Source organism: Nocardia sp. NPDC060220, from assembly GCF_042727815.1.
Lineage (GTDB): Bacteria > Actinomycetota > Actinomycetes > Mycobacteriales > Mycobacteriaceae > Nocardia.
Map to the genome: position 1 here is coordinate 1 of NZ_JBHWZY010000024.1, position 18,092 is coordinate 18,092.

The following is an 18,092-nucleotide window of genomic DNA, read 5'->3' on the forward strand; positions in this document are numbered from 1 at the left end:
CCTACCGGCAGGAGCGCTTCCTGGGCATCATCCGCAAGGTGCGGGAGGCGATGCCGGACGCCGCGATCACCACCGACATCATCGTGGGCTTCCCCGGCGAGACCGAGGAGGACTTCCTCGAGACCCTCGACGTGGTCCGGCGCGCCCGCTTCACCAGCGCCTACACCTTCCAGTACTCCAAGCGTCCCGGAACTCCGGCCGCCGACCTGCCCGATCAGCTGCCCAAGCAGGTCGTGCAGGAACGCTTCGAACGCCTGATCGCCTTGCAGGACCAGGTCTCCTGGGAGAACAACCAGGCGCTCATCGGCACCGAGGTGGAACTGCTCGTCGCCGAGGGCGCGGGCAAGAAGAACGCGGTGACCGCGCGGATGAGCGGTCGTGCGCGCGACGGCAGGCTGGTGCACTTCCGGCCCGGCGACGTGACCGGCATCCGGCCGGGCGACATCGTCACCGTCGACATCACCGAGGCGGCGCCGCACCATCTCATCGCCGACAGCGCAGTGAAGTCACATCGGCGTACCGCCGCCGGTGACGCGCACGAACGCGGCATCACGCCCAAAACGGCGCCGATCGGTGTCGGTCTCGGGTTGCCCCGGATCGGCGCACCGATCATCGAGACGGTCGAGAGCGGCTGTTCGACGGGGTGCTCGTCGTGAGCGACGACGAATCTACTACCGGTCGTAGTGGGTCGGATGCGAACGGCGCGTCCGGTGATGGCACAGTGGGACCCGCCAACGACCAGCCTGTGGACAGGAGCGGACACGCGGTGAACCCGGCGCGCAACGACGAGGATTTCGAACAATTCCGCGGTGAACTCGACGCGGTCGAGCGCCGCATCGCCGGTGAGATCGACCCAGGCGCGCGAGCGCTGGTGGTGGCGGGCGCGGTCTTCGCGCTGCTGATCTCGCTGGTCCTGCCGACCGCCGGTACGGCGCGCGGCTTCGACGTGCTGCTCGACACCGACGCGGCGGGAGTCGAACACATCGGCCTGCCGTCGCGGATCTTCGTGTGGCTGGTCATCGTCTTCGGCGTCGGCTTCTCGCTGCTGGCGCTGACCACCCGTCGCTGGGTCCTGGCCTGGATCGCCTGCGCGGGGTCGGCCGTGGGCTCGGTGTTCGGTGTGCTCTCGATCTGGCACCGCCAGACCCCGGGCCTGGGCAACTACCAGGGCGCGGGTCCGGGGATCGGCCTCATCCTGGGCACTCTCGCGATCATGGTGCTCACCTTCCACTGGGTTCGTGTGGTGTGGAGCCGCACCGCCGTGCAACTCGCCGCGGAGGAACAGCGTCGCACCGCGGCCCGCGAAGCCGAGGATCGCGACCGCAAGCGACTCAGCGGCGAATAGTCCTGCCAGACAAGAAAACCCCCGACCGAATCGGCCGGGGGTTTCTTTCTGTGCTGCTCACAGATTGCTGACTGCGCCCTCTGCGGCTTCGGCCCATTCGCGCCACTGCTGTGCCTGCTCGAGCGCCTTCTCCGCATCGCGCTTCTTGCCCGCCGCGGTGGCCTTGGCGGCCTGCTCCTCGAACTGGGCGACCCGCTCACGGAACTGCGCGGCTCGCGCGACGGCCTCGGGATCGGAACGACGCCACTGCTGATCGGCCGCGTCGCGAACCCGCTTCTCGATGGCGCGCAGCTTGGCTTCGAGTTCCTGCATGCGCTCGCGGGGGACCTTGCCGATGGCGTCCCACTTGTCCTGCAGCTCGCGCAGCGCGTTGCGGGCGGCGTCCACGCCGTTGGCCGGGTCGATGTGCTCGTAAGCGGCCAGCAGTTCCAGCTTGGCGGCGGCGTTGTGATCGAACTCGGCGTCGCGCTCGCTGACCGCCGCGTTGCGGGCGGCGAAGAACACATCCTGGGCGCTCTTGAACCGTCGCCACAGCGACTCGTCGGCCTCGCGCGGTGCCCGGCCCGCGGCCTTCCACTCGGTGAGCAGGTCGCGGAACACCGCGGCGGTGCCGGTCCAGTCGGTGGAGTCGGCCAGCTCCTCGGCGCGCACGCACAGCTCTTCCTTGCGCGTCTTGGCGGTGGCGCGTTCGCGGTCGAGGTCGGCGAAGTGGGCGCCGCGCCGGCGGTTGAACGCCTCACGGGCCTTGGAATAGCGCTTCCACAGCGCGTCGTCGACCTTGCGGTCGACCCCGCGGATCGACTTCCACTCGTCGAGGATCTCGCGCAGCCGGTCGCCCGCGGCCTTCCACTGGGTGGATTCGGCGGCGATCTGCTCGGCCTCGGCGGCGAGAGCTTCCTTGCGCTCGGTGTGCTCGTGGCGGGCGCGGTCCTTCTCCTCCTTGGCGTGCGCGGCGGCTTCCTCGGAGTGTTCGGTGATGACCTGTAGCCGCGCGGCGAGGCCGTCGATATCGCCGATGACGGCCGCCGTCGGCAGCGTCTCGGCCAGTGCCAGCGCGGCCGCCTTGGTCTTGCGGGCATCGGCCCCCGCGGCCAGCCTGGCCTCGAGCAGCGCGACCTCGGTCGCCAGATCGTCGAAGCGGCGGCCGAAGTGCGCCAAGCCCTCGGCGACGTCGCCCGCCTGCCAGGAGCCGACGATCCGTTCGCCATCCGCGGTCCGCACCCAGGCGGTGCCGTCTTCGTCGACGCGGCCCCACTTGCCCGGGTCGGTGGCACTGGGCACGATCACGGCGTGCGGATGCGGTTGATCGGGGCCCGGCGCCGGTTTCACGGCATGGGGTTTCGGCGGACGCGGAGCATTCCCGCCGGGCTTGGGGGTACCGGACGGTCGCGGGGCCGGACCTGGGGTGGGCTTCGCGGTTCCGTTGCTGTCGGTCATTGCTCTCCGTCCCTGCCGCGCGTCACGGCTGCCTGGTTACGCCCTAGCACATCCCATTGAACCCGGTTCGAGCCGCGGAAACCATCGATCCGGAGGATCGAATAGCGGATTTCCTGGGATTTCGTCCCGGACGACGTGGGTAGTCGCACCTGAAAACACTAGCAATCTCGGCGGGCATCCCTACGCCGGACACTCGCAGACCGCCGCGCGCCCGCGCCGCGCCGGATGTGGGCCCCGGTGCGCGCTGCGGCTACGGTTACCGCGTGTTCTCGATAGCGGCCCTGGTCCCGTCGCCGCCGATGCTGGTGCCCGAACTGTGTGGGCGAGTCCCGGTGTCCGGCAGCGATCCCGACGATCCGACCGTGGTGCTGCGCGCGGCCGCCCTCGACGCCGCCGCGGCCCTCGCCGAGGCCGCCGACCGGTGGGTCGTCGTCGGAGTCGGTAGCCATGACCTGGCCTACGGTTCGGCGACCCGGGGGACCTTCCGTGGGTTCGGCGCCGACGTCGTCGTCGGGCTCGGCCCGGCGGGCGAGGACCCCGGTCCAGCAGACGCTCAGCTTCCCCTTCCGGTACTGGTCGCCGGATGGTTGCGGGAGCAGGTCGCGCCCCGGATCTCGGTGCGGGCCCGGCTGTTCGCCGCGGGCACGCCTGCCATCGATTGCGCCGCGGCGGGCGCCGCGCTGCGCGCCGAACTGGACAGCGAGCAGGACCCGTGCGCGGTGCTCGTCGTCGCGGACGGTGCCGCGACGTTGACGGTCAAGGCGCCCGGCTATCTCGACGAGCGGGCCACCGCTGTTCAGCACGACCTCGACGCGGCGCTGCGCACGGGTTCGCGGGCAGGCTTGTCCGCGCTCGAGCCGGACCTGTGCGCGGCGCTGCTCGTCGACGGACGCGCCGCCTACCAGGTACTCGGCGGTCTGTTCGCCGCCGATTCGGCCGATCCGCGGGTCCGTACCCTGTACCAGGGCGCACCCTATGGCGTCGGCTACGACGTGAGCGTGTGGCAACCGGGTGGACGGGAAGGGATCGACGAGTGACGAGCAGACCGATCGCGGTCGTCGGCCCCACCGCCACCGGGAAATCCGACCTCGCCCTCGATCTCGCCACCGAACTCGGCGGCGAGATCGTCAACATCGACGCGATGCAGCTCTATCGCGGGATGGATGTCGGCACCGCGAAACTGCCGCCCGACCAGCGACGCGGTATCCCGCACCACCTGCTCGACGTGCTCGACGTCACCGCGACCGCGACCGTCGCCGCCTACCAGAGCGCGGCCCGCGCCGTCGTCGAGGACATCATGGCGCGCGCGAAGACCCCGGTCATCGTCGGCGGTTCGATGATGTACGTGCAGGCGCTGCTCGACGAGTGGGATTTCCCGGCCACCGATCCCGAGGTCCGCGCCCGCTGGGAAGCGCTCCTGGAGGAGGGCGGGGTGCAGGCGCTGCACGCGGCGCTGCGCGAGGCCGACCCGGTCGCCGCGGCGACCATTCTGCCCACCGACGGGCGGCGCATGGTGCGCGCGCTCGAAGTGGTCGAGCTGACCGGTCGCCCGTTCGCCGCCTCGGCCCCGACCATCGGCGCCCCGCGCTGGAACACCGCGATTCTCGGCGTCGACCGGGAGACCGCCGCCCTCGATGCCCGCATCGAGACCCGCACCGCCCTGATGTTCGAACACGGTCTGGTCGACGAGGTCCGCGGACTGATCGACCGGGGCCTGCGCGAAGGCCAGACCGCCCGCCGCGCGATCGGCTACGCCCAGGTGCTGGCCTACCTCGACGACGAATACGATCTCGGCCACGCCCGCGAACGCACCTTGATCGGCACCCGCCGCTACGTGCGACGGCAGCGGTCGTGGTTCCGCCGTGACCCCAGGGTCTCCTGGGTCGACGGTGCCGATCCCGAGCTCGCCGCGACCGCGCTGGCCCTGCTCTCCGAAGCGAATACCGACCCGACAGGACGGACAGCGCAGTGACGCGACGAGTGAGTACCCGCAACGCCTCGGTGCAGGTGTGGCAGGCATACCTCAACAACCGGACAAAACGTCATCGTGACGGCCGGTTCCTCGTGCAAGGCGTGCGCCCGATCACGCAGGCCCTGGCCAATGACTGGCCGCTGGAAACCCTGCTCTACCGGCTCGGTGGCCCCGAACTGTCGAGCTGGGCGCGCGAGATCCTCGACACCGCCGACGTGCCGCAGGTGGGCCTCGTGCCCGAGCTCATGGCCGATCTGGGAGAGAAGGCGGCGAGCGCACCGGAGATCGTGGCGGTCGCGGTGTCGCGACACCGCGATCTGGCCGGCTACGCACCCGGTGAGCCGGGGGAGGACGCCCCGGTGGTCGTCGTGTTCGATCGCCCGAACTCGCCCGGCAACCTCGGCACCTTGATCCGCTCGGCCGATGCCTTCGGCGCTTCCGGGGTGATCGTCACCGGCCACGGCGCCGACCAGTTCGACCCGCAGGCCGTGCGCGCCTCGACCGGCTCGCTGTTCGCCGTGCCGGTGCTGCGCGCGGCGGGCCCCGGTCAGGTGCTCGAATTCCGCGACCGCCAGGCGGCGCGTGGCATCCCCACCCGCATCGTCGGCACCGATGAACACGCGCCGGGCACCATCTACGACCACGATTTCACCGAGGCGACGATCCTGGTCGTCGGCAACGAGACCACCGGTATGAGCTCGGCCTGGGCCGACGCGTGCGACGACCTGGTCACCATCCCGATGGGCGGCACCGCCAGTTCGCTCGGCGCGCCGTCGGCGGGGGCGATCAGCCTCTACGAGATCGCCCGGCAGCGGCGTACCTTCGCCCGGTAGTGAAACCGTCGACGGCGCAGAGGAGAATGGCCGACGTGTCCGACATCGAATTCAGCAAGGGCCACGGCACCCAGAACGACTTCGTGGTGCTGCCCGACCTCGAGGTGCGCCTCGACCTGACGGCCGACCGCGTCGCCGCACTGTGCGACCGGCAGCGTGGCCTCGGCGCCGACGGCGTGTTGCGCGTGGCGAAGGCCGGTGCGTTGCTCGCCGCCGGTGTGCTGGAAGCGCTGCCGGAGGGCGTCGGCGCCGAGGACTGGTTCATGGACTACCGCAACGGTGACGGGTCGATCGCCGAGATGTGCGGCAACGGCGTGCGGGTCTTCGCGCACTACCTCGGTGCCACCGGGCTCGAACAGCGCACCGAATACGTCGTCGGCAGTCGTGCGGGCGCCCGTCCGGTCGTGGTGCACGCCGCCGGTCGGACCGACGGTGAGGTGACGGTGGACATGGGCGTCGTCCGCGAACTCGGCCCGTCCACCGCGACCCTGGCGGGCTGGGCCCTGGCCGGAATCGGCATCGATGTCGGCAATCCGCATCTGGCCTGCGTCGACGACAGTCTGACCGTCGACGCGCTCGCCAAACTCGACCTGAGCGTTTCCCCCGGCTTCGACCCCGACCTGTTCCCGCACGGGGTGAACGTCGAGATCCTCACCGCGCTCGACGGGGACAACAGCGTCGACATGCGCGTGTACGAACGCGGCGTCGGCGAAACCCGTTCCTGTGGCACCGGCACCGTGGCCGCCGCCGCTGCCGCGCTGACCGCCGCCGGTGTATCGATCGGCACCGAATCCGGCGAGGTCACCGTGCGTGTGCCGGGCGGGCAGGTGCGTGTCGGGATCGCCGACGGACGTGCCTGGTTGCGCGGTCCCTCGGTCCTGCTGGCCTCGGGAACGCTGTCGCAGTCCTGGTGGGACGCGCAGTAGCACCGATAACCGCGTGCACGCTGTCACCCGGACGTGGCAGCATAGAGAACGTATGACGAAACCAGTAGAACCCACAGAATCCACATCGGCCGAGCACACCACCGCGGCCGATCCCGATGTCGCCGCCGATCGCGGTGACGTCGATGATGCGCTGGCCCGCCACGCGGCCCGCATGAAACAGCCCGGTTGGGCGGCCGATCCGACCGTCGGCGAGATGCAGCTCGACGAGCGCTCGTCGCTGCGACGCGTCGCCGGGTTGTCCACCGAGCTCACCGACATCACCGAGGTCGAGTACCGCCAGCTGCGCCTCGAGCGCGTGGTGCTGGTCGGTGTCTGGACCAGCGGCAGTTCGGCCCAGGCCGAGGGGAGCATGGTCGAACTGGCCGCGCTCGCCGAGACCGCGGGCTCGGAGGTCCTCGAGGCGCTGATCCAGCGCCGCGACAAGCCCGACCCGGCCACCTACATCGGCTCCGGCAAGGCCGAAGAGCTGCGCACGGTCGTTCTCGACACCGGTGCCGACACGGTGATCTGCGACGGTGAACTCACGCCCGCGCAGCTCACCGCGCTGGAGAAGGTCGTCAAGGTGAAGGTCATCGACCGGACCGCGCTGATCCTCGACATCTTCGCCCAGCACGCCACCTCTCGCGAGGGTAAGGCGCAGGTCGCGCTGGCGCAGATGGAGTACATGCTGCCGCGCCTGCGCGGCTGGGGTGAGTCGATGTCTCGTCAGGCCGGTGGCCGGGCGGGCGGCGCCGGCGGTGGCGTCGGCACCCGCGGTCCCGGTGAGACGAAGATCGAAACCGATCGTCGCCGGATCCGCGAACGGATGGCCAAACTGCGCCGCGAGATCCGGGAGATGAAGACCGCCCGTGACACCATGCGCGCGCGCCGCACCGAGAGCGGAGTGCCCTCGATCGCGATCGTCGGCTACACCAACGCGGGCAAGTCCAGCCTGATGAACGCGCTCACCGGCGCAGGCCTGCTCGTGCAGAACGCGCTGTTCGCCACCCTGGACCCGACCACCCGCCGGGCCGCGCTCGACGACGGCCGCGAGATGGTGTTCACCGACACCGTCGGCTTCGTCCGCCACCTGCCGACCCAGCTGGTCGAGGCCTTCCGCTCGACCCTGGAAGAGGTCACCGGCGCCGATCTGCTGCTGCACGTCGTCGACGGCGCCGACCCGCTGCCGCTCGAACAGATCAAGGCGGTCCGCGAGGTGATCACCGATGTGATCAGGGAGCAGGGCACGCCGGCGCCGCCGGAACTGCTGGTGGTCAACAAGATCGACGCCGCCGACCCCAACGAGCTCACCCGGTTGCGCGGCATGTTGCCGCAGGCGGCGTTCGTCTCCGCGCAGACCGGCGCGGGCGTGGAGGAGTTGCGTGAGCGGCTCTCGGAGGTGCTCGGCGGACTCGATGTCGACATCAGTGTGTTGCTGCCCTACAGCCGTGGCGACCTGCTCGCCCGCATCCACGCGGACGGCCGGATCGTCACCGCCGAGCACGAGGAGGGCGGTACCCGGGTTCGCGCGCGCGTGCCGCACGCGTTGGCCGCCGCCCTGTCCGAGTACGCGCACTCCGGTCCCGCGGAACCGGTGCTCAGCTGATCTTTTTCGCTGATTTGCCCGCCGGTTGCGGACAAATGTCGATGCGACACAGGGATTTTCGAACGCTATGGTCGAATATCGACAGCAGGAGGGTGTTATGTCGAACGACCATCAAGGTACGGAAAATGTGACGGAGAACAGGGTTGCGGTGGGCGACCCTGTTCTCTCGGATGGGGCGCCGCTGAACCCGGCGCCGAGTGAATGGGACATCCGCGCGTTCGAAGCGGTGCTCGCGCCGCTGCGGGCGTGGACCAGCCCGAAGTTCTACGGTCTGGACAATATTCCGGCCGAAGGGCCGGTGCTGATCGTGGCCAACCACAATCTGCTCGGCGGGATCGACGCACCGCTGATCATGCCGGAGATCCTGCGCCAGCGCGGCAGGCTGGTGCGCGGTCTGGCCGAGCATGTGCTGATGGTGCCCGGCGTGCGGGATTTCCTGCATCATTTCGGTGCGGTGCGCGGTACCCGCTCGAACTGCCTGGCGCTGCTCGAGCGCGGGGAGGCGGTGGTGGTGTTCCCCGGCGGTGGCCGGGAGGCGATCCGCCGCAGCGGCGAGAAGTACGAGCTGAAGTGGGAGGGCCGCACCGGGTTCGCGCGGATGGCGATCCAGGCGGGGGTGCCGATCGTGCCGCTGGCGATGATCGGCATCGACGATGCCTACGACATCGTCGTCGACGGTCAGCACCCGGTGATGTCGCCGCTGCGCTGGACCTGCCGCCTGCTCGGGATCAATCCCGAGTTGAGCCCGCCGCTGGTCAAGGGAGTCGGCCCGACGCCGCTGCCCCGCCCGGAACGGTTCTACTTCTCGGCGGGTGCGCCGATCGACCCCACACCGTGGATGGACGCCGACGACATCGACGGTGCGTCCGCCGATCTGCGTGATGTGGTGCGCAAGGGCCTCGAGGAAGAACTGCAGTTCCTGTTCAACGAGCGCGACCGCGACAGCGGGCGCACGCTGGTCGGCCGCCTGCGCAACGCGCTGCCCTGGTGACCGCAACCGCCTGATCGGCTGGACCGGCGCCGCAGGGCAGACGCGCTCGTGCGGGTGCGGAATGCCCGCGGCGCCGATCTCGTTACCCCAGTTATACGGACTAGGGTCCGGATAACGAGAGGGTGACGATGATCGTGACGGAACAGGTCCAGGTCGTGCCCGGCGCCGACCGCAGGCGCTGGCGCAACGAATGGCTCGACTCGCGCCAGTCGTTCCCGGTCGCCGGCAACTTCGTGCTCGAGGACTCCGCGCACGGGCTGCTGCTCGTACACAACGAGGACATCGTCGACCCGGGCGAGGGCTTCGACACCCATCAGCACCGCGACACCGAGATCCTCACCTGGGTGCTGGAAGGCACCGTGGTGCATCAGGATTCGGCCGGACACTCGGGGGTGATCCGTCCCGGCCTCGCGCAGCGGATGAGCGCGGGCGCGGGCATCCTGCATTCGGAGCGCAACGGGGCGGGCTACCGGGAGACGGAGCGGCTGCACGTCGTGCAGATGTGGATCCCGCCGGACGCGACGGGCGTCGCCCCGAGCTACCAGGAACTCGATATCGAGGGTGACCTCGCCCGCAACGCGCTGGTGCCGGTGGCGTCCGGTATGGCGCGCCATCGCGGCGAGGCGGCAATCGGGATCGGTAACCGCCACGCTGCCTTCCACGTCGCGCGGCTGGACCCCGGCCAGGCGATCACCGTCCCCGATGCGCCCTACGGTCACGTCTTCCTCGCTCGTGGCACCGCCGACTACGAGGGCTACGGCACCCTGGAGCAGGGCGACGCCGTCCGCCTGACAGCGACCGGCGGCCACCGCGTCACCGCGGTGACCGCCGCCGAGCTGCTGATCTGGGAGATGACCGCGACCGCGCGCCGCTAGACCTTGCGGATGACGGTGACGACCTTGCCCAGGATTTGCGCGTCGTTGCCGGGGATCGGCTCGAAGTGCGGGTTGTGCGGCATCAGCCACACGTCCTTACCGCTGCGTTTGAAGGTCTTCACCGTGGCCTCGCCGTCGATCATCGCCGCGACGATGTCGCCACCTTCGGCGACGTTCTGCTGACGTACCACCACGAAGTCACCGTCGCAGATGGCCGCGTCGACCATCGACTGGCCGACGACCTTGAGCAGGAACAGTGATCCCTCGCCGACGAGTTCGCGCGGCAGCGGGAACACATCTTCCACGGCCTGCTCGGCCAGGATCGGGCCACCGGCGGCGATCCGGCCGAGGACCGGGACGAAGGTCGGAGTCGGGCGGCTCGGGTCGACCTCGTCGGTCTGCTGGGACAGCGTGGTGACCGAGCGAACCGCCTCGTCGAGTCCGCGGACATTCACCGCGCGCGGCCGGTTCGGGTCGCGACGGAGGTAGCCCTTGCGTTCGAGGGCGCGCAGTTGATGAGCCACCGAGGAGGTGGAGGTGAGGCCGACCGCGTCGCCGATCTCACGGATGCTGGGCGGGTAGCCCCGTTCGGTCACCGAGGAGCGGATGACATCGAGGACCGTGCGTTGACGCACGGTGAGATCCGTCCCGGATCCCGATGTGACGGTGCCGGTGCCGCTTTCGTCACCCGTGTCGTCTGTGTGGGTCACCGTGTCCCGCCCTTCCAGTTGTCGAATTCGCCATCTCGAGGCTAGTCGTGCCACGCCGAACTATCAAACATCTGTTCGAGCATGTCGGGCGTTTCGTGCTGACAGCGGCGCGGGGATCTGGTAGAAATCGAACATCAGTTCGTCGCACAGGTGTTCGAATGGCGGGAGGCATTGCCGCCTCACCGGTACTTTCTCGCAGCAGCGGAGCACACCACCCCGGAGGTTCTTCCGATGAGTACAGCAACCAGCGCCCTGCGTTCCACAGACCCCACCGCCGCCCCGGAGCCCGTGCTCCGCCGCCGCCGGTCCGCCCGCACCCCACGCCCTTTCGCCGTGGTTCGATCGGCGATGTCACGCTCGACGGGCATCGAACGCCAGGCCGTCGAAGCATCGTCGACCGCGCCCATCGCAAGCCCCGCCTCGCCTCGCCCGGTCGCGACCGCGTCCGCGAGCGTGGCACGCAGTATCGTCCGCTCCGGCGAGTTGAGCCCACCCGCGAACGGCCTGCCCGCGACCGAAGCCGCCGACATCGTCCGCGTCCCCCGGCGGATCGACCTCACCGACGCCGAACTCGATCTCGCCTTCGCCACCGTGCCCCGCAGCGCACCGGCGCGCCGTTCCCGTGAGATCGTTCGCCCGCCGACGGCGGATCGCGGCCCGCGGCACCGCGCGCCGCACTGCGATCTCGCGCTCTATGCCCGCGGTCCCGTGCGTACCGGCCGCGCGCGGGGCGTCCACCCGCTGCGTCGAGTCGAGCAGGCCAAGGCCGGGTTCGCCGCGCTCGCCGTGACGGCGCTGGTGACCGCGCTGATCGTCGTCGTCTTTCTCGGGCTCGCCCACGTGCGCGCGGGTAGTTTCGCCGACCACGTCGACTCGACGACGCCCGGAATTTCGGAGCAGGCCGGGTTCGGGTCCGGAGCGGGGTTCGAGCCGGGGCGATGAGTCGAAAATCGCTGCGCGGAAGCATTTTCAGCGCGGGTTCCGGCAGTGTGCGAGATCATCTGTATCGACGAATCACACCCTGAAACTAGAACACGTTGCTACGGTGACGAGCATCCTGAATCGGGGCGGGGGCCCCGGTCGAACCCGGATGCGAGGTCTCGGTGCGCCGCTGCTCGATCGCTCTACTGCTCGGTGTGGTGCTCGGTGCCCTACTGGCACCCGCCGCGCACGCGGCTCCCGGCTACACCGAGTACCTCGATCTCCCCGCGCTCAACGGTGTGGGCGAATACGGTGGCGGGCTGCACCCGGCGCTGCCCTCGGCGCAGCAACCCCTGCGGGACGCACTCACCCAGGCGCGCGACGACGGCATCGACCCCGCGCGGTACGCGACGCTGCTGCACCAGTACTGGCTCGTCGTCGCCACCGACAATGCCGCGATCGACCTCGAAGCCTGGGCGCCCGAGCGTGGCGTCGCGGCCAATTCCGCCACCTTCAGCCAGGTGTACGTGAACTACTTCCGCCTCGCCGCCACCCGCTCCGATCTCTACTGGGCGGGCATGGCGGGCATCGCGGGCGCGTCCTTCGCCGCCGGCTTCTTCGACGTCGGTGACGTCGCCGCCGGTGTGTCCGTGGGCGGAATCCACGAACTCGGCAACGCTGTCGCCGACCTGTTGCGTGCCACCCCGCCGGAACTGCTCGCCGGCGTCCCGGCCGATATCAGCGGTCTGGCGGCCCTCGGCCCTCGGCTGACCGCCGCCGACCTGGCCTGGTATCAGACCCGGCTGATGATCATGCAGAAGCACATCTTCATCGACCTGGTCCCGATGCACGAGGCCTATCTCGCCGACGGGATGGCGGGCATCGAGGAGATGTCCGCGGCCGGCCTGCTCGACGACGGCATGCGGACGGCCTGGGCCGGGATCGACGGCGGCACCGAAGCGGGTCGCGGCGACGCGCTGGTCGCGATGGCCGATCGGGAACAGAACCAGATCATCGCCGACCAGTGGGATGTGACCGCACGCGGTCGTGCCGGGATGGGTCGGGTGCTCACCTACGTCACCACGGTCGCGGGCAAGCCCGCCGTCCCCGGCACCCGCGCCCCCGGCGTGTACGCCCCGGTCACGGTGTGGTCGCCGATCGCCGCGGGGCGGCCGCTGGGTCTGCGGACGCCACTGCCCGCGTTCAACTGGGCCGACCGGGAGACCCGCTGGGACTACATCGCCGCCGACCTGCTGCCGCGTCATCTCGACCTCGCGACCGACGCGGCACGCGCGGTGACGGTGTATCGCGAACCGTTCACCGTCAAGCTCGACCGGGGCCGGATGCTCGCCCGGCTACCCGACATCATCGCGGACCTGGCCACGCAGTGGCAGGTTGTGCCATCCTGACCGGTATCCTGTCAAGAGCCATGGAATAGAAATGCGCATCGACGAAGGAACCCTCGGATGCATTGCCCGTATTGCCGACACCCCGACTCGCGCGTCGTCGACTCGCGGGAAGTCGAGGAGGGCACCGCGATCCGCCGCCGTCGTTCCTGCCCGAGCTGTGCGCGCCGATTCACCACCGTCGAGACCGCGATCCTGTCGGTGGTCAAGCGCAGTGGCGTGACCGAGCCGTTCAGCCGCGAGAAGGTGATCGTCGGTGTGCGCCGGGCCTGCCAGGGCCGTGAAGTCGACGACGACGCCCTGAACCTGCTCGCCCAGCAGGTCGAAGACGCGGTGCGCGCCAAGGGATCTCCCGAAGTGCCGAGCCACGAGGTCGGCCTCGCCATCCTCGGCCCCCTGCGCGACCTCGACGAGGTGGCCTACCTGCGTTTCGCCTCGGTGTACCGATCCTTCACCAGCGCAGCCGATTTCGAACGCGAGATCACCGAGATGCGTGCTGCGCGCGCGGTCGCCGCGACCGACTGATCCACGCCCCGGCGCCGCCTCGACAGCGCATGTCTCAGCGCCGGATCGAGGTGATCGCCTTCTCGATGCGTTTGGCCGACACCGGATACGGCGTACCCAGCTTCTGGGCGAACAGGCTGACTCGCAGTTCCTCGATCATCCACCAGATCTCGGTGACGTCGCGCGCGTTCTTGCGCGCCGGGGGCAGCGCGGCGACGAGCTTGTCGTAGGCGGCGAGCATCCGATCCACCTCGACCATCGCCTGCCGGTCGCGCACCGCCGAACCCGGCAGTGATTCCAGGCGCTGGGCCGCCGCGAGGAGGTAGCGCGGGAGTTCGCGCAGCCGCACCCGGCCCCACTCGGCGACGAAGCCGGGGAACAGGAGGTCGTCGAGCTGCTGACGCACGTCGCCGGCGATATCGGCTTCGAGGGTGTCGGCCAGCGCGGCACGCGCCTGCTGGGCGGCGGCCAGGACGGGCACGACAGTACGGATCAGCGCGACGACCGCCGTGGACAGTTGCGGACGGACGGCGGCCACCAGTTTGTCGAACTCCTCCGGCGAGCGCACCGGGCCGCCTGCCTTGGCGATCAGTTCGTCGGCGGCGGCGATCCGGCAGTCCTCGACCAGCTTGTCCAGGGAACCGTCGGGGTTCTGGCTCAGCGCCAGCCGATCGCGGGCGGGCAGCCCGGCGGTGACCGCCCGCGTCGAGGTGGGGATCGCGGCGAGCAGCAGGGTGCGTACGCCCGCTCGCATCGCGGCCGCCTGTTCGCCGGGCGAGCTCAGGACACGCACCGCGACGCCCTCGCCCTCGGGCACCAGTGCCGGGTACCCGGTCACGGTCTGGCCGGCGACTTCGCGGCTCACGGTCGGCGCGACCGAACCGAGCGACTCCGAGGTCCACACTGTCGCGGGCGCGCGCTCGGCACCGGCGGTCGCCCGCGCGACCGACGCCGAAACCTGATCGGCCAGTGTCGCTTTGAGCTGTTGCAGGCTCTTGTTCTTTGCCAGTACCTTGCCGCTCAGATCGACCGCGGCGAAGGTCATCCGCAGGTGATCGGGCAGTGCGGTGGGGGAGAGGTCGTCGGTGGTGATGGTGACCGCACCCAGCCGGGACAGTTCCCGTGCGAGCCCGGTGCGCAGCGGTTCGGCGCGCGGTGTCAGCCCGCGCAGGGCCGCCGACGCGAAGTCCGGCGCGGGAACGACCGCGCGCCGCAACGTTTTCGGCAGCGTTTTGATGAACGCGGCGGCCAGCTCCTCACGCATACCGGGCACCAGCCAGTCGAAGCCGACCGCCCGCACGTGCGCGAGTTGTTCCACCGGGATCCGCGCGGTGACGCCGTCGTCGTCCTGGCCCGGCTCGAACTGGTAGGTGAGCGGGAAGCTGAGTTCACCCTGGCGCCAGGCGTCGGGGAAATCGGTCGGGTCCAGGGTGGCGACACCGGCATTGACCACGGTGTCGGTCGAGAAGTCCAGCAGTGCGGGGTCATCGCGCTCGGCCTTGCGCCACCAGCTGTCGAAATGGCGCACCGACACGACATCGGCGGGGACGCGCTTGTCGTAGAACTCGAACAGCACTTCGTCGTCGACGAGGAGGTCGCGGCGCCGTGCCCGATGTTCGAGGTCGGCCACATCGTCGATCAGGGCGCGATTGCGGGCGAAGAACCCGTGCCGTGTCTGCCATTCGCCCTGCACCAGGGCATGGCGCAGGAACAGTTCGCGCGACAGTTCCGGGTCGATGCGCCCGAAGTCGACGGGACGTCCGGTCACCAACGGCACGCCGTACAGTGTCGCGCGCTCGTAGGCACGCGCCGATCCGCGCTTGGCCGACCAATGCGGTTCGGAGTAGGTACGTTTCACCAGATCACCGGCGAGCCGTTCGGCCCACTCCGGCTCCACCTTCGCCGCGATCCGTCCCCACAGCCGCGAGGTCTCCACCACTTCGGCCGCCATCACCCAGCGCGGCGCCTTCTTGGCCAGCGACGACCCGGGGAAGATCATGAACTTCGCATTGCGGGCACCGAGGAACTCGCGCGATTCCGCCTCGCGCACGCCGATGTGCGAGAGCATGCCCGCCAGCAGCGACTGGTGGATCTGTGCGCTGGGCCACGGCATCGCGTCGTCGGCCGAATCCGAGGACCCGCCACCGGATTGCTGCCCACGCGTGGCTGTGTCACCGCCGCGTCGAGACCGTCCACCTGCCTGTCGCGAGTCGGTGCCCTTGGTATCGGCCCGACCGGCGGTGGCGTTCGTTTCGGCCGCACCGGCACTCGGCTCTGCCACCGCGCGTTGGCTGTTCCCGCGTCCGCGGCCACGGCGCCCGCGATTGCCAGAGCCGTCGGCACCGCCGGCTGTGGTGCGGGAGTCCGTCGGTCCTCGGCTCGTGCCCGCGTCGTTCCAGCCCATCCCGCGGGCGATGGTGCGCAACTGGCCGTGCAGGTCCTGCCACTCCCTGATACGCAGGTAGTGCAGGAACTCGTCGCGGCACATCCGCCGGAACTGGTTGGACGACAGCGATTTGCGCTGCTCGGTGAGGTAGTCCCACAGCCGCAGGTAGGCCAGGAAGTCCGAGCCCTCGACGACGAAGCGCGCGTGCTGGGTGTCGGCCGCCTGCTGGTGCTCGACGGGTCGTTCGCGCACATCCTGGATCGACAGCGCCGCGACGATGATCAGCACCTCGTCGAGGCACCCGTTGCGCTGGGCCTCGACGAGCATGCGCGCCATCCGCGGATCCACCGGCAGCTGCGCCATCTCCCGCCCGATCGGCGTGAGTGTCAGATGCTTACCCGAATCAGTTTCGCCGTCAACAGATTTCGTGCTGCCGTGCGCCAGCGCGCCCAGTTCTTCGAGCAGGGCGATACCGTCGCGGATGGCCCGGCGGTCGGGGGCCTCCACGAACGGGAAACTCTCGATATCGCCCAGCCCCAGCGCCGTCATCTGCAGGATGACCGCGGCGAGGTTGGTGCGCAGGATCTCCGGCTCGGTGAACGCGGGCCGGGCCTCGAAATCGTCCTCGGAATACAGCCGGATACAGATGCCGTCCGCCACGCGCCCACAGCGACCCGATCGCTGCCGCGCCGAGGCCTGCGAGACCTCTTCGATCGGCAGGCGCTGCACCTTCGTCCGCATCGAATAGCGCGAGATGCGCGCGGTGCCGGGGTCGATCACGTAGCGGATTCCGGGCACGGTCAGCGAGGTCTCGGCGACATTGGTGGCCAGCACCACCCGGCGACCGGTGTGCGGGGCGAACACCTTGTGCTGCTCGGCGGCCGACAGGCGCGCGTACAGCGGCACGATCTCGGTGCGGGGGAGTTTCAGGTCGCGCAGAGCGTCTGCGGTGTCGCGGATCTCGCGTTCGCCCGACAGGAACACCAGCACATCACCGTCGCCCTCGGCGAACAGTTCCACGACCCCGTCGGCGATGGCGTCGGTGGGGTCGCGGTCGACGACCCGGGTGTCCTCGTCGTCGTCGGAGCCGGGCAGTTCCAGCGACAGCGGCCGGTACCGCAACTCCACCGGATACGACCTGCCCGACACTTCCACGATCGGCGCGGGTGTGCCGTGCGCGTCGGCGAAATGGCGGGCGAACAGGTCGGGATCGATCGTCGCCGAGGTGATGATCACCTTGAGATCGGGCCGCTGCGGCAGCAGCTGCTTCAGATACCCGAGCAGGAAGTCGATATTGAGGCTGCGTTCGTGGGCCTCGTCGATGATGATCGTGTCGTAGCGGCGCAGCATCCGGTCGCGCTGGATCTCGGCGAGCAGGATGCCGTCGGTCATGAGTTTGACCAGCGTGCGATCCGAGGCCTGATCGGTGAAGCGGACGGTATAGCCGACGACGTCGCCGAGTTCGGTGCCCAGTTCCTCGGCGATGCGTTCGGCCACGGTGCGCGCGGCGAGCCTGCGCGGCTGGGTGTGACCGATGGTGCCGCGGATTCCGCGACCGAGTTCGAGGCAGATCTTCGGGATCTGGGTGGTCTTGCCCGAGCCCGTCTCACCGGCCACGATCACAACCTGGTTGGCGGCGATGGCGGCGGCGATGTCGTCGCGGCGCGCGGAAACCGGCAGTTGTTCGGGGTAGGTGATCTGCGGAAGCGCCGCGCGGCGATTGGCCACGCGGGTCTCGGCGGTGGCGATCTCGGCCTCGACGGCGGGCAGGTCGTCGGGGCGCGCACGGTCGAGCTTGCGCCGGAGCCGATGTTCATCGCGCAGCGAGACCTCCGCCAGGCGGGTGCGCAGCGCGCGGGTTCCGGTGCTAGCTGTCCTGGTCATTGCGCCTACCAGCCTAGCGAAGCCCGCCACCGGTTTTCCCGCGCGTCGCCCGCTCGCGCCGTCGCGGAGACCAACGACACACCACGGCACCCGCCCGTCACCGTCCGCGCGTCCGGTCGGCACCGCGCGACGCGATGACCGTGCGCACACGAACTCCCGGTCAGCGGGGGTCCGTCATGCGAGGATCCGGGCATGAGCGGTCAGCGGGCACCTCGGGTCGCCAGGCGGGCCGCCCGACCATGCGAAAGGGGCACAGCATGAGCGTTTCGGTGCGAACGGCGTGGTGGATCAGGGCC

14 protein-coding genes and 1 pseudogene are annotated in these 18,092 nt (G+C 69.9%); 12 read left to right on the forward strand and 3 right to left on the reverse strand.

Features of this window, described 5'->3' with window-relative positions:
• Positions 1 to 656: pseudogene (locus ACFWF3_RS02410) on the forward strand (tRNA (N6-isopentenyl adenosine(37)-C2)-methylthiotransferase MiaB); the annotation flags it as partial.
• An 89-nt stretch (positions 657 to 745) separates the two neighbouring features.
• The gene (locus ACFWF3_RS02415; protein ID WP_379312144.1) at positions 746 to 1,345 is read left to right on the forward strand and encodes a hypothetical protein; all 600 of its coding nucleotides are present in this window, start codon (positions 746 to 748) and stop codon (positions 1,343 to 1,345) included.
• A 57-nt stretch (positions 1,346 to 1,402) separates the two neighbouring features.
• Here the strand turns inward: ACFWF3_RS02415 and ACFWF3_RS02420 are convergent, their stop codons facing one another.
• Positions 1,403 to 2,782: a DUF349 domain-containing protein gene (locus tag ACFWF3_RS02420; protein WP_378988544.1), complete on the reverse strand. Its 1,380-nt coding sequence runs from the start codon at positions 2,780 to 2,782 to the stop codon at positions 1,403 to 1,405.
• 263 nt (positions 2,783 to 3,045) lie between these two features.
• On the opposite strand from ACFWF3_RS02420, the gene ACFWF3_RS02425 reads away from it, so the two are divergent.
• The 7 genes from ACFWF3_RS02425 to ACFWF3_RS02455 all read left to right on the forward strand — a co-directional run bounded on the left by ACFWF3_RS02425 (position 3,046) and on the right by ACFWF3_RS02455 (position 9,985).
• A complete protein-coding gene (locus tag ACFWF3_RS02425; RefSeq protein WP_379312145.1) occupies positions 3,046 to 3,819 on the forward strand; it encodes a hypothetical protein in 774 nt (257 codons plus the stop codon).
• Positions 3,816 to 4,754 (forward strand): tRNA (adenosine(37)-N6)-dimethylallyltransferase MiaA, encoded by a 939-nt coding sequence (miaA, locus tag ACFWF3_RS02430; RefSeq protein ID WP_379312146.1) that lies wholly within the window; start codon positions 3,816 to 3,818, stop codon positions 4,752 to 4,754. The genes ACFWF3_RS02425 and miaA overlap by 4 nt, the downstream gene beginning before the upstream one ends.
• Positions 4,751 to 5,587 carry a TrmH family RNA methyltransferase gene (locus tag ACFWF3_RS02435; protein WP_379312147.1) on the forward strand — a complete coding sequence of 279 codons (837 nt, stop codon included), beginning with the start codon at positions 4,751 to 4,753 and terminating at the stop codon, positions 5,585 to 5,587. Before miaA ends, ACFWF3_RS02435 begins: the two co-directional genes overlap by 4 nt.
• 44 nt (positions 5,588 to 5,631) lie before the next feature.
• Positions 5,632 to 6,513 (forward strand): diaminopimelate epimerase, encoded by an 882-nt coding sequence (gene dapF / locus ACFWF3_RS02440; RefSeq protein ID WP_379312153.1) that lies wholly within the window; start codon positions 5,632 to 5,634, stop codon positions 6,511 to 6,513.
• A 172-nt stretch (positions 6,514 to 6,685) separates the two neighbouring features.
• Positions 6,686 to 8,119 (forward strand): GTPase HflX, encoded by a 1,434-nt coding sequence (hflX, locus tag ACFWF3_RS02445; protein WP_379312154.1) that lies wholly within the window; start codon positions 6,686 to 6,688, stop codon positions 8,117 to 8,119.
• A 127-nt stretch (positions 8,120 to 8,246) separates the two neighbouring features.
• Positions 8,247 to 9,110 (forward strand): lysophospholipid acyltransferase family protein, encoded by an 864-nt coding sequence (locus ACFWF3_RS02450; RefSeq protein WP_379312148.1) that lies wholly within the window; start codon positions 8,247 to 8,249, stop codon positions 9,108 to 9,110.
• Positions 9,111 to 9,238: 128 nt separating this feature from the next.
• Positions 9,239 to 9,985, forward strand: a complete 747-nt coding sequence (locus ACFWF3_RS02455) for a pirin family protein (protein WP_379312149.1) — start codon at positions 9,239 to 9,241, stop codon at positions 9,983 to 9,985.
• Here the strand turns inward: ACFWF3_RS02455 and lexA are convergent.
• Positions 9,982 to 10,620, reverse strand: a complete 639-nt coding sequence (gene lexA, locus ACFWF3_RS02460; protein ID WP_379312155.1) for a transcriptional repressor LexA — start codon at positions 10,618 to 10,620, stop codon at positions 9,982 to 9,984. The two genes, ACFWF3_RS02455 and lexA, sit on opposite strands and share 4 nt — an antisense overlap.
• 306 nt (positions 10,621 to 10,926) lie before the next feature.
• On the opposite strand from lexA, the gene ACFWF3_RS02465 reads away from it, so the two are divergent.
• The 3 genes from ACFWF3_RS02465 (at position 10,927) to nrdR (ending at position 13,547) form a co-directional block, all read left to right on the forward strand.
• Positions 10,927 to 11,637, forward strand: coding sequence for a hypothetical protein (locus ACFWF3_RS02465; protein WP_379312150.1), 711 nt, complete (start codon positions 10,927 to 10,929; stop codon positions 11,635 to 11,637).
• A gap of 161 nt (positions 11,638 to 11,798) precedes the next feature.
• Positions 11,799 to 13,025: a hypothetical protein gene (locus ACFWF3_RS02470; RefSeq protein WP_379312151.1), complete on the forward strand. Its 1,227-nt coding sequence runs from the start codon at positions 11,799 to 11,801 to the stop codon at positions 13,023 to 13,025.
• A gap of 57 nt (positions 13,026 to 13,082) precedes the next feature.
• Entirely contained in the window at positions 13,083 to 13,547 is a 465-nt protein-coding gene (gene nrdR, locus ACFWF3_RS02475) for a transcriptional regulator NrdR (RefSeq protein WP_378626625.1), read from the forward strand.
• Positions 13,548 to 13,581: 34 nt separating this feature from the next.
• Here nrdR and hrpA read toward each other — a convergent pair whose 3' ends face one another.
• Positions 13,582 to 17,796, reverse strand: a complete 4,215-nt coding sequence (hrpA, locus tag ACFWF3_RS02480; protein ID WP_379312152.1) for an ATP-dependent RNA helicase HrpA — start codon at positions 17,794 to 17,796, stop codon at positions 13,582 to 13,584.
• Between the last annotated feature and the right edge of the window lie 296 nt (positions 17,797 to 18,092).

Coding starts and splice junctions, on each gene's coding strand:
- hrpA (WP_379312152.1), bottom strand. CDS start 17,796: ATGACCAGGACAGCTAGCACCGGAACCCGCGCGCTGCGCACCCGCCTG.
- nrdR (WP_378626625.1), top strand. CDS start 13,083: ATGCATTGCCCGTATTGCCGACACCCCGACTCGCGCGTCGTCGACTCG.
- ACFWF3_RS02465 (WP_379312150.1), top strand. CDS start 10,927: ATGAGTACAGCAACCAGCGCCCTGCGTTCCACAGACCCCACCGCCGCC.
- hflX (WP_379312154.1), top strand. CDS start 6,686: ATGAAACAGCCCGGTTGGGCGGCCGATCCGACCGTCGGCGAGATGCAG.
- ACFWF3_RS02420 (WP_378988544.1), bottom strand. CDS start 2,782: ATGACCGACAGCAACGGAACCGCGAAGCCCACCCCAGGTCCGGCCCCG.
- ACFWF3_RS02455 (WP_379312149.1), top strand. CDS start 9,239: ATGATCGTGACGGAACAGGTCCAGGTCGTGCCCGGCGCCGACCGCAGG.